The organism is Clostridium sp. TJA020 (assembly GCF_058310295.1).
Genome location: NZ_JBZEFC010000003.1, coordinates 38,279 through 50,917, shown reverse-complemented (window position 1 = coordinate 50,917; position 12,639 = coordinate 38,279). Strand labels below are relative to the sequence as shown.

Here is a 12,639-nt window from a genome sequence, read left to right as displayed (position 1 = left end):
AATACTGTAAAATTAGCTGTTGTTATAAATTCCATATAAGTATAGTTTTTGTTTAAAAGTATTATATAATCATAAATGTTATTAATCTACCATAAGAAAAGTGGAATATTTATGGTATAAATGTATTGACAGATGGAACAACACAATGAAAAGAAAAAAAGGAGTTGTAAAAATGAAATACAGATTAATAGCAATGCTTATACTATCTTCATCATTAGTTGGGTGTTCAGGAATAAATGTAGGTTCTTCAAATAAGAAAGATACAAATAAAGAAGTAGTACAAGTTGAAGATAATAGCAATGTGGAGAATACTAAAGAAAAAAATGTTAAAGAAAATAAGGATGTTAAAATATTAAGTAAAGATTCAAAAGTATTAAAAAATGAATCTAAATCTAATATAAAAAAAGAGACAAGCGATAATAAACAGTCTGCAACCAAAAAAGAAGATAGTAATAAAAATGAAATTAGCAAAAAATCAGAAGATAGCACTAAAGTAAACAATAACATTGAAGAAAAAGTAACTAATAATAATTCAAGTGATAGTAAAAAATTAAATTCAAATGAAAAACATTCATCTGTAAAAGAAAGTTCAAGCAATAGTAATTTTATGTCACAAGTTGAATCAGAGATATTTAGATTAGTTAATATAGAAAGAAAAAAGGCAGGGGTTAATACTTTAAGTTATAGTAATACTATGCAAAAATATGCAAGAATGAAATCAGAGGATATGGCAGTTAGAAAATACTTTGATCATAGGGATCCTCAAGGTAATTTAATTACTGAAAAGATGAAAAATGATGGAGTTAAATATAGTAGTTGGGGAGAAAATATAGCTTATATCGGAGGAGAATCAGCAGATGTACTAGCTAGTCAGTTCATGAGGAACTGGATGAATTCACCTGGACATAGAGCTAATATATTATCACCTAACTTTACTGGTATAGGTGTTGGCGCATATAAATCAGGAAACACAGTATATGCAACACAAGAATTTTATAGTTAAAATTATTAAGGTTACTTTTTGAGTAACCTTTTTAATATTTTATAATTTGCACATAATATTTAAGTAAACTTATTTAAAGTAAGAATTATGGTTAAAATTATTAATAAAGATAGAAAAATACTATTATAATGAAATTGCTATTAACGATATTGTGAGCTTTTATAGAAATATGTAAATAAAATATTTAATGAAAAATTTACTATAATTATTATAGAATTGTTTATTAAATTTACATAAATAAATTAAGTTATATAGATTTAAATTTAAGATAAGGGGGATGAATATGGATATATATACAATAGGTCATTCAAATTATAGTATGGAGAAATTTATAGAAATGCTTAAGATGTTTAATATTAATTGCATAGTAGATACTAGAGCTATTCCATATTCTAAATATAATAAACAATTTGATAAAGAAAATATTAAAAAAACATTGTTAAGTGAAGGTTTTTATTATATTTATATGGGAATGGAATTAGCAGCAAAAAGGGTTAATAAGTTATCATATAATAATGAAGGTTTTGCAGATTTTGATAAAGTTATAAAGGAAAAAGAATTTCAAAATGGTGTTAATAGACTTAGAAACGGATGCAAAAAAGGATATAAAATAGCAATACTTGGTGCAATGCAAGATCCTATAAGATGTCAAAGAGGGATTTTAATAGGAAAATATTTATCAAGTAATGGATTTAATGTTAATCATATATTAGATAATTTGGAGATTGCATCACAAAAAGATATAGAAAAGTTTTTATTAGAAAAGTATTTTAAGGATAGAAATCAATTAACAATTGATTCACTTCTTGGAACAGCTATGAGTGAAGAAGAAATGATAAAAGAATGCTATAAATTAGCTAATAAAGATATTGGATATAGAATAGAGAATTTAAAAAAAGCTACCACTAATATAGTAAAGTAGCTTTTTAGATTTTATTATTGTCCGTTATTATTTATAGGAACAAAAACTCTTTTTGCAAGTTCATCATCCATCATATATATAGCAGCTGGATTTCCTTCTGATCTTTTAACTCTTTTTAAAAGAGAGTTGAAATTATTTTCTTCTTCAACTTGTTCATCAATAAACCAATTAAGTAAGCTCATTGTAGCATGTTCTCTTTCTTCAGAAGCAATATCAGCTAATTTATAAATTCTACTTGTAACTAATTGTTCGTGTTCGTAACCTTTTTGGAAAACATCAATTATGCTTTCAAAGTCAGCTTTAGGTTTAGGAATATTATCTAAAGTAACTTTTCCGTTCTTTTGGAATATGTAATCATAAAATTTCATTGCATGAGCTAATTCTTCTTGTGCTTGTACTCTAAAAAAGTTTGCAAATCCACTTAGATCAACTGATTCAGCATATGCTGCCATTGATAGATATACATAAGATGAGTAAAATTCAAAATTTACTTGTTCATTAAGATTATTTAATAGATTTTCACTTAACATTTGTTTCTCTCCTTTATACCTTAAAATAAAATATCACTTAATAGGTATTGTACCCCTTAAGCAGTAAATTATCAATTAAATAAAGCTTATTTATATAAAAAATTATAAATTTGGATAAATATTAAAAATGTTATATAATTTATTAAACGGTTACAATGAGGGGATTGAGAAAATGGTTATTAGTGATGAAGAAATTATTAAAAATTTAAAGTATTTAAAACTTTTATCAATGCAATATAAAACAGTTGCAGAAGCTTCAACGGAAATAATAAATTTAGCTGCTATATTAAACTTACCAAAGGGAACAGAACATTTTTTAACTGATTTACATGGAGAATATGAACCATTTGTACATGTACTTAAAAATGGCTCTGGTGTTATTAAAAGAAAAATAGATAGGGTATTTGGAAAATCTCTTATGGATAGTGAGAAAAAGAGTTTAGCAACATTAGTTTATTATCCGGAACAAAAAATAGATATAGTTTTAAGAGAACAAGAAAATATAGATGACTGGTATAGGGTTAATTTATATAGGCTTATAGAACTTTGTAGAAGTGAATCATCAAAGTATACTAGATCAAAGGTAAGAAAAGCACTACCAAAAGATTTCAGTTATGTAATTGAAGAATTATTGCATGAACAATTTTATGGTATAAATAAGCAAGAGTATTATGATGGAATAATTACAACAATTATAGATATAGGAAGAGCAAAAGAATTTATTATAGCTTTATCAAATCTTATTCAAAGATTAGTTATAGATAGATTGCATATATTAGGAGATATATATGATAGAGGGCCTAGAGCTGATATAATAATGGAAAAGCTTATGGAACATCATTCTGTTGATATTGAATGGGGAAATCATGATATGCTTTGGATGGGGGCAGCAGCAGGAGAAAAAACTTGTATGGCCAATGTTATAAGGATAGCTACAAGATATGGGAGTCTTGATACATTAGAAGACAGTTATGGAATAAATATTATGCCTCTTGCAACATTTGCCCTTAAATATTACAAAGATGATCCATGTATAGAATTTATGCCAAAAGTTAGTGATGCTAGTAGATATGGAAAGTTTGAGATGGATTTAACAGCAAAAATGCATAAAGCAATTTCAATAATACAATTTAAATTAGAAGAAAAAATAATAAAGAGAAGACCAGAATTTAAATTAGACAATAGGTTACTTTTAGACAAAATAGATTATGATAAAGGAACAATTATAATAAAGGGCAAAGAATATAAATTAAAGGATTGTTATTTTCCAACTATAGACCCTAAAAATCCATTTAAGCTTACAGAAGAAGAGGAAAAATTAATTGAAAAGTTGCAAATATCATTTGTAAATAGTGATAAATTACAAAGGCATATAACATTTTTATTTTCAAAAGGAAGCATGTATCTTACTTACAATAAAAATTTATTACTTCATGGATGTATACCTTTAAATGAAGATGGAACTTTTAAAAGCTTTACTATAAATGGTAAAAAATATTATGGAAGAAAATTATTAGAAAAATTTGATGCATTAGCAAGAGAAGGATATTTTAATAAAGTAGGAACTAAAGAAAAGTTATATGGTATGGATATTATGTGGTATTTATGGACTGGTCCTGTATCATCTTTATTTGGTAAAGAAGAGATGACAACTTTTGAAAGATATTTTATAGAAGATAAAAAAACTCATATAGAGGCTAAAAATCCATATTATGCATATAGAAATGATGAAGAGATAGTTTCAAAAATATTAAAAGAATTTGACTTAGATGTTGAAGAATCAAAGATAATTAATGGACATGTTCCTGTAAAAGAAAAGCTAGGAGAAAGTCCAATAAAGTGTGGTGGAAGAGTTTTAGTTATAGATGGTGGGTTTGCAAAAGCTTATAGAAAAGATACTGGAATTGCAGGATACACTTTAATATATAATTCTTATGGGCTTCAATTAGTATCACATCAACCATTTGAATCAATAGAAAATGCTATTATTGAAGAAAATGATATTTTATCAACTAGTATAGTTGTTGAGAGAAAACTTGATAGAAAAAGAGTTGGAGATACTGATATAGGAATGGAGCTTAAAAATCAAATAAAGGAATTAAAAATGCTTTTAGAAGCATACAGAAAAGGATTAATAAAAGAAAAAAGATGAATTCCATTAAACAAAAGTTTTTATAAGAAAGTAATAGGGTAAATATAAAAATAAATTTTAATATATAATAATAAATGGCTTAAAGATACTGTAATTATTATATAATGATATGGTACTTAAAGTAATAAAATATATTACTTTAAGTACCATATTTTTAATGGTTAAATAAGTTTTCCGTGAGATAATTCCATTTTCTTAAACTTTATTTTAAATTGCTTTTCATATTGTTTAAGGTTTCTAAGTTCTTTAGGTGTAACTAAAGAAACTGTAATACCTTTATTATTACCCCTAGCAGTTCTTCCAGCTCTATGTAAATATTCATTAGCATTAATTGGAAAGTCTAAGTTAATAATATGAGATATATTAGGGATATCTAAACCTCTTGCAGAAATATCAGAAGAAACAAGTATATCTATAGAACCATTTCTAAATTTCTCAAGAGCTTGTTGTCTTTGTTCTTTAGTAATTCTTTTATGCATAGCAAAAGCGTTTTTGTGATGATAATTAAGTTTATCAGCTATAAGTTCAACATTAAATCCGCGATTGATAAATACTAAAGTTTTAGAAGGATTTTCAGCTGCAACAAGTTTTCTTAGTACTTCTGGTTTATCTCTTTCTTCAACTTCAATATATATGTGTTCAATATTAGGATTTAAAGAAATTTTTTCTTTATTTTTAAAAATAACAGGTTCTTTCATTAAATCTTTAAGGATATCCATAGCTTTTGGACTTATAGTCGCAGAGAACACTAAAAGTTGTCTATCTCTCATAGTACTTTTAATTATATCTTGTACAGTTCTTAAGTGAGTATTATCTAATAAATTATCACCTTCATCAAGAACTATAGTTTTTATAGTATGAGCTTTAATTTTTTTCTTTTTAATTAAATCTAAAACTCTACCTGGGGTTCCAATTACTATACTAGGTTTAGTTTCTTTTAATTTTTTTATTTGTTTATCCATATTTACATCACCAATAATTGGTGTAGAACTAATATTTATATTAGAATTTTGTGCTAGTAGCTTACATTGTTTTTCAATTTGCATAACAAGTTCTCTAGTTGGAGCAAGAATCAAAACTTGAACTCCTTGAGTATTTTTATCTATCTTTTCAAAAAGTGGTGATAAAAAAGCAAGAGTTTTTCCGCTTCCTGTATGAGCTTCACCTATAACATCCTTATTAATTAAAATTTCTGGAATAGTTAAAGCTTGTATTTCAGTTGGTGTATCAATTGATTGTTTTTTTAAGCCTTCTATTATGTTATTGCTTAAATTCAAATCTTGAAATGTATTCATAAATTTTATCCTCCTATGTTAGATAGTCATAACTTATAGTATATACATAATATAAAGAAAAGTGTACTTAAATTATAAAATAAAACAAATAAATATTAACTCTTTAGCAAAAAAGTTAATAATAAATTAGTTGTAAATATTGATATAATTAATAATGAAAATTATATAATATATTTTATGTTTTATTAATAAAAAATTAAATATAATAGTAATTTTTTAGGGAAAAGAGGGTGGATGAGTTGAATATATTTAGAACGCAGAATATTGACAAATTTTCTGCTAATATAAAAGATTCACAAAAGCATTTAGGAACTCTTGACTTAACACTTATGAGTATTGGTTCAGTAATTGGTACTGGAGTAATGGTTCTTACAGGAATAGTTGCAGCAAAAGAAGCTGGACCTGCTGTTGCAATTTCTTTTGCATTAAGTGCTATTGCAGCAGCTTTTATAGTACTTTGTTATGCTGAACTTAGTGCTAGTATACAAAGTTCAGGAGGGTCTTATACATTTGCTTATTTAACTTTTGGAGAGGTAATAGCATTTATAGTTGGAATGTGTGTTGTAATAGCATATATTTTATCGGCTGCAACAGTTGCATCAGGATGGGGAAGTTATTTATTAAGTTTACTTGATGTAATTAATATACATATTCCAAAATCTTTTACCAATATACCATCTCAGGGAGGAATTATAAACTTACCGGCTATATTAGCTATATTATTTATAACTTTTGTTATATCTGGAGGAACAGGTTCAAGTAAGATTGTTGATAATATAATGGTATTAATAAAAATAGGTGTTATATTACTATTTTTAATAGTTGGTTCAAGGCATATGTCAGCTTCAAATTGGGTTCCTTTTGAACCATATAAGATGTCGGGAGTTATGACCGGAGCAGCATCAGTATTTTTTGCATATTGTGGATTTGATGCAACAGCATCAGCTGCACCATATGTAAAAAATCCTAAAAAGGCATTACCAATAGGTTTATTAACATCACTTTTTGTGTGTGCAATTATTTATATAGGAGTATCATTAGTTTTAACTGGTATAACTTCATATATAAATTTAGATGTTCCAGATGCTCTTTCATACACATTAAAATTAGCAAAAAGACCGGAAACTGCATTTATAGTTTCACTTGGTACTGTAATTGGAATACTTGCAGTTATATACGCAGGAAATTTTGCAACTTCTCAAATATTACTTAAAATAAGTGAAGATGGGTTATTACCTAAAATATTTAGTAAAAAGAACAAAAAAGGTTCACCAATTATTTCATTATGGACAGTTGGTATAATTTCTTCAATTCTTGCTGGATTTTTTAATTTAAAGGATTTAGCTAACTTTGCAAGTATTGCATTTTTACTTGTTTATTCCATAGTTTCTCTTTCAGTAATAGTATTTAGGAAAAAATATCCTAACATAAAAAGAAGTTTCAAAACTCCTTTAGTACCATTTATACCTTTATTAGGAGCAATATGTTGTATAATTTTAATGATTAATTTAACAAAGATTACTTGGGTTATATTTGGAATAATTTTAGTATGTATATTAATTGTATATTTTTTATATGGAAAAAATCATTCAGAACTTAGATAAAATAAAATTATTTTATAAAGGATTGTATCAAATTAAAAATAACATTATTTGATGCAATCCTTATTAATTTTAAAAAACTTTACTATAATATAGATATAAAGGTAATTAGGAGGAATTTTTATGGCAATTAAACATGGGGCTAATTTATTTGATTTAGCAAATGAATTAGGAATTAAAAAAGAAGATTTTTTAGACTTTAGTTCAAATATAAATCCGTTTGGAGCATCAGAAAAAGCAAAACAAGCTGTAATAGATAACATAAATATGGTTTCAATATATCCAGACCCAGAATATAAAGAACTTAAAAATGTAATTTCAGATTATTGTAAGTGTAATTTTAAAAATATTATATTAGGAAGTGGAGCAACTGAATTAATAGCTTCGTTTATAAAAGATATTAATCCTAAAAATGCAATGCTTTTATCTCCATCATATTCTGAGTATGAAAGAGAATTAAAAAAAATAGGCTGTAATATAATAAAATACTTTGCAAAAGAAGAAAATGATTTCGTAGTTGACTTAATTGATTTTAAAGAGAAGATAAGAAAATCAAAGGTTGATTTAATTATAATTTGTAATCCTAATAATCCAACAGGATTTGCATTTACACAAATAGAAATAGAAGAAATTTTAAAAAGTACAAATGCATTTGTTATGGTTGATGAAACTTATATTGAATTTACGAATAAGGAAGTTTATTCATCAACTAATTTAATTGATAAATATAAAAATTTATTTGTTATAAGAGGAACATCAAAATTTTTCTCAACTCCAGGAATAAGATTGGGTTATGGTCTTATATCAAATGAGTATGTAAGAGATAACATATTAGATAAATTAGATTTATGGAATATAAATATTTTTGCAACTATCCTTGGAGAAGCTATGTTTAAAGATGAGAAGTATATAGAAAAAACAATTTTACATATGACTAATGAAAGAAATTATTTAAATAAAGAACTTAAAAATTTTAAAGATATAAAGGTATATGAAAGTAGAGGAAACTTTATATTATGTAAAATTGAAAGAGCAGATATAACTTCTGAGGATATATATGATAAGTTAGCTAATAAAGGAATAATAATAAGAAACTGTTCTTCTTTTGAAGGTCTTAATAATAAATTTTTTAGGGCTTGTGTTCTTAAGCATGATGAAAATGCTTTATTAATAAGGTATTTAAAAGAGATTCTAAAATAAAAGATTTACATGTGTAAAATTATACTTTATACTAGTGTATATACATTAGTATAGGGGGAGTATTTATGAATAATAAAATTAAACAAATGGTATATGCTGCACTTTTAATAGCACTTGCAATTATTATTCCGGTGCAGTTTAGCTTTTTAAAGATTTATATACCACCATTTAGTGCTACACTTTTTGCACATGTACCTATGTTTGTAGCAATTTTAATATCACCAATGGTAGCAGTTGTTACAGGAATCGGATCAACGATTGGTTTTTTGATAGCAGGTATGCCAATGCCAGTAGTTTTTAGAGCTGCAACTCACATTGTGGTAGGATATTTTGGAGCAAAATATATTCAAAAGCATAAATCATATTTAAAAATGTCATTATTTACATCAATAATTCATGGTGGTCTTGAAGCATTAGTAGTTATACCATTTATAGGATTTGATATTTATCAATTAATAATAGTTACTGGAGTAGGAGCTGTTCTTCATCATATGATAGACAGTGCGTTAGGATATGGGCTTGTTAATGTAATGGCTAAAGGAAGAAATAAAAGTATTTATACTTTATTTGATAATGTAAAAGAAAAGAACGAAGTTTTAATGTAAGAGCTACTTTTTAAGTAGTTCTTTTTATATTAAAGTATTTTTCTTATTAATACAATTAAATATAAGAAAGTATATATTAAGATTAGTTTTTTGTTAAATTTGGAAGACGATAATAAATTTACTTTAAAATTATCTATGATTAAGTATATAATGAATATTGATACTTTTTTAGTAAATAAAATTTAGTATGAGGTAGTTATTTTGAGTAATATTATTTTAGATGAAGAAAGAAATATCTTAATAGAAAAAAGAAAATTAATAGATGAGGAGCTAAAACAAAAAGAAGAATATATAGAAGGTGTAAACAAGAAGTTTACAGAGCTTAGTAAAGCATTAAAGGGAAAGTATAATGCAGAGAAGGATACTACAGAAAAGGCTTTAAATCTAGCTAAAAAAGATATAGAAAAATATGAGGAAGCTTATAATACACCATATTTTGGTAGAGTTGATTTTAGAGAAAAGAGATCAGCTGATGTAGAACAGATATATATAGGAAAACATGGGATAAATAGCTCTGAAACTGGAGATGAAATTGTAGTAGATTGGAGAGCACCAGTTGCAGATCTTTATTATAGTGGAACTGGGGGAGAAGCATATTATAAGGCACCAGCTGGAATAATAGATGGGGAGTTATCTCTTAAAAGAAAGTTTTTATTTAATGATGAACGTGAATTGGAGAGAGTATTTGACGAGAGTATAAATGAAATAATGATAAATGGTGAAGAAGGTCAAGGTCTTGTTGATGAATTCCTTAAAATAAATCTTGAAGAAAGCAGAGGAAAAAAGCTTAAAGATGTTGTTGCTACAATTCAAAAGGAACAAAATGAGATAATAAGATGGCCAAGAAATCTTCCTATAATCGTTCAAGGTTCAGCAGGTTCAGGTAAAACTACAATAGCACTTCATAGACTTGCTTATTTAATATATAGATATAAAGAAAATATGAGTGGAGAAGATATATTGGTTCTTGCTCCAAATAAATTATTTTTAGATTATATTTCTGAAATACTACCAAACCTTGGTGCTCATGAAGTAAAACAGAGTACATTTGAAGATTTAGTAAAATCAAAGGCTAAAATTAAAAGAAAAATATATAATAAAGATGAAAAAATAAAAAACATTATGGAAGAAACTGATGAAGAGAAGAAAAAGTTAATAGTAAATTCAGCAAAACTTAGAGGATCATTAGCTTTTAAAGTAATGCTTGATAGATATATTACTTTATTAGAAAGCAAAGCATTAGATATAAAAGATATAGAAATTGCAGGTCAAGTTATTTTTACAAGAAAAGAAATAATGAAATTATATTTAAAGGATTTAAAGGCATATCCAATAAATAAAAGAAAAGATGAAATAAAAAGATATTTAAGTTTAAAACTTAAGGAAAGAATATTAGCTGTTATACAAAAGGTTGATAAAGCTTGGGATATAAAAATAAAAGATATAAAGATGGAAGAGGGGGATTCAGAAGCTAGAAGAAATAAACTTATACAAGTTTATGATGAAAGAGATAAAGTTAAAGAAAATATTAAAAAGAATGGAAAAAATGCATTAAATGAGTATTTTAAGGCATGGAGAGGAATAAGCTCAACTGACATATATAAAGGATTTTTCAATGACGAAGATCTTTTTGATATATCAACAGATGATAAAATTCCAGAAGTTCTTGCTGATTTTATGAAAAAAGAATTTAATGAAAGATATGAAGCTGGTTTTGTAGATGAAGATGATTTAGCAGCAATATTATATATAAGAGTTTTATTAGAGGGAATAGATGACTCTGAGAAGTTTAAACATATAGTTGTAGATGAAGCTCAAGATTATAGTCCATTTCAAATTTATTTAGTAAATGAATTAGCACGAGGAAATTCTTTAACTTTAGTTGGAGATTTAGCACAAGGCATATATTATTATAAAGGATTAAAGAAATGGGAAGATGTAACAGAAGGACTTTTTAAAGGTAAAGCTACCTTTATAAGTTTAAGTCAAAGTTATCGTTCAACAGTAGAAATTATAGATTTTGCAAAAGAAGCATTAAAAGCTCAAAATTTAGGACTTAAAGATTCTATACCGGTATTAAGACACGGTATGGAGCCTAAAATAATAAAAGTAAAAGATGATATAGAAATTTCTGAAAAAGTAGATGAAATAATAAAAAAGACTCACCAAGAAGGAAAAAGCGTTGTTGCTTTAATAACAAAAGATTCGAATGAAGCTGAAAAGCTTGAGAAGATTTTAAAGAAAAAAAGTAAGAATAAGTTTCAAAGGATAAAAGGAAAAGAAAAAGAAACTAAATCTGATAACATTATAATCCCATCTTATTTAACTAAAGGATTAGAATTTGATTGTAGTATAATTTATAATCCAAGTGATAAAAATTATGATGGAAATAGTACACTAGATCAAAGATTATTATATGTTTCTTTAACTAGAGCACTTCATACAGAATATATATTAGAATTAGATAATATAACAAATCTTATAAAAAAATAAATGGGTTAAAATAAAAAAGAGTTAGAATATAAAATATCTAACTCTTTTTTAAAATTACCTATATTAGGTTTGTGTTTATAATAAAATGTATTTATAATAAGAAAAGAATATACAGTAGGAGGATAATTTAATGGAAGAAAAAGAGATAATGTCTTTTAAAGATGAAGATGGAAATAAAGTTGATTTTGAAGCAGTAGCAAGAATATTTCTTGATGAAAAAGAATATTTACTACTAACACCAGTAGAGGAAGAAGCTGAAGATATATTTATATTTAGAATAGACAAGACAGATGATAAAGAGGAATTAAATCTTGTAGAAGATGATAAAGAATTTATCGCTGTAAAAAAAGAATATAAGAAGCTTTTATACTAAGGAGAGTGTTAATATAAATGAACGCTTTTGAAATATCACAAAGATTAGAACAAGAAGGATTAACTGAAATTGAAGAAATATTAGTAGAAGATGATAAAGTTATTTTAGAATTTTTTTATGATTTTGATAGAGAAGAGCTTAATGCTGCTAGAGCTTATGCGAATGAAGAAAGTGATTTAGAAGAAGATAGTAATGAATGGAAAGTAGATTGGTACATACCATATTTATTAGATATAGCAAGAGATAATATAGAAAATATAATTGAAGAAGTAAGTGATGAATTAGAAATTTCAGGAGTATTCCATGAAGTAAAAATAGATGGAAATAATAATGACTACATAAAGTTTATTGCTGCGTTTTGTACAGATGACTTTGATATGGAATTAGAAGAAGTGTTAAACGATTACTTATAATAAATTAAAGGGTTTTTAAGTATATATAAAAACTACTTGAATTCAAAAAAAA

General features: G+C 25.8%; 11 protein-coding genes. 9 read left to right on the top strand and 2 right to left on the bottom strand.

Annotated elements, in window-relative coordinates; translation table 11 throughout:
• Window positions 1-145 precede the first annotated feature (145 nt).
• Complete coding sequence (locus AC4FQ1_RS06205) at window positions 146-1,003, top strand: CAP domain-containing protein (RefSeq protein WP_491169247.1); 858 nt, start codon at window positions 146-148, stop codon at window positions 1,001-1,003.
• 283 nt (window positions 1,004-1,286) lie between these two features.
• Window positions 1,287-1,925, top strand: a complete 639-nt coding sequence (locus AC4FQ1_RS06200; RefSeq protein ID WP_303129320.1) for a DUF488 domain-containing protein — start codon at window positions 1,287-1,289, stop codon at window positions 1,923-1,925.
• A gap of 14 nt (window positions 1,926-1,939) precedes the next feature.
• On the opposite strand, the gene AC4FQ1_RS06195 is transcribed toward AC4FQ1_RS06200, so the two are convergent.
• Window positions 1,940-2,455 (bottom strand): ferritin, encoded by a 516-nt coding sequence (locus AC4FQ1_RS06195; RefSeq protein WP_303129322.1) that lies wholly within the window; start codon window positions 2,453-2,455, stop codon window positions 1,940-1,942.
• 172 nt (window positions 2,456-2,627) lie between these two features.
• Here AC4FQ1_RS06195 and AC4FQ1_RS06190 point away from each other — a divergent pair, with 172 nt between their 5' ends.
• Window positions 2,628-4,607: a fructose-1,6-bisphosphatase gene (locus AC4FQ1_RS06190; protein ID WP_491147730.1), complete on the top strand. Its 1,980-nt coding sequence runs from the start codon at window positions 2,628-2,630 to the stop codon at window positions 4,605-4,607.
• A 161-nt stretch (window positions 4,608-4,768) separates the two neighbouring features.
• On the opposite strand, the gene AC4FQ1_RS06185 is transcribed toward AC4FQ1_RS06190, so the two are convergent.
• Entirely contained in the window at window positions 4,769-5,902 is a 1,134-nt protein-coding gene (locus tag AC4FQ1_RS06185) for a DEAD/DEAH box helicase (protein WP_491169246.1), read from the bottom strand.
• A gap of 230 nt (window positions 5,903-6,132) precedes the next feature.
• On the opposite strand from AC4FQ1_RS06185, the gene AC4FQ1_RS06180 reads away from it, so the two are divergent.
• The 6 genes from AC4FQ1_RS06180 to AC4FQ1_RS06155 all read left to right on the top strand — a co-directional run bounded on the left by AC4FQ1_RS06180 (window position 6,133) and on the right by AC4FQ1_RS06155 (window position 12,587).
• Complete coding sequence (locus tag AC4FQ1_RS06180) at window positions 6,133-7,506, top strand: APC family permease (protein WP_491169245.1); 1,374 nt, start codon at window positions 6,133-6,135, stop codon at window positions 7,504-7,506.
• 120 nt (window positions 7,507-7,626) lie between these two features.
• Complete coding sequence (locus tag AC4FQ1_RS06175) at window positions 7,627-8,703, top strand: pyridoxal phosphate-dependent aminotransferase (protein ID WP_491169244.1); 1,077 nt, start codon at window positions 7,627-7,629, stop codon at window positions 8,701-8,703.
• A gap of 65 nt (window positions 8,704-8,768) precedes the next feature.
• Window positions 8,769-9,308, top strand: a complete 540-nt coding sequence (locus AC4FQ1_RS06170; RefSeq protein WP_491169243.1) for an ECF transporter S component — start codon at window positions 8,769-8,771, stop codon at window positions 9,306-9,308.
• A gap of 201 nt (window positions 9,309-9,509) precedes the next feature.
• On the top strand, window positions 9,510-11,801 hold the full coding sequence (gene helD, locus AC4FQ1_RS06165) for an RNA polymerase recycling motor HelD (RefSeq protein WP_491169242.1): 2,292 nt from the start codon (window positions 9,510-9,512) through the stop codon (window positions 11,799-11,801).
• Window positions 11,802-11,931: 130 nt separating this feature from the next.
• Window positions 11,932-12,174, top strand: coding sequence for a DUF1292 domain-containing protein (locus AC4FQ1_RS06160; protein ID WP_303129333.1), 243 nt, complete (start codon window positions 11,932-11,934; stop codon window positions 12,172-12,174).
• Window positions 12,175-12,191: 17 nt separating this feature from the next.
• On the top strand, window positions 12,192-12,587 hold the full coding sequence (locus tag AC4FQ1_RS06155; RefSeq protein WP_491169241.1) for a hypothetical protein: 396 nt from the start codon (window positions 12,192-12,194) through the stop codon (window positions 12,585-12,587).
• The last annotated feature ends 52 nt before the right edge of the window (window positions 12,588-12,639 follow it).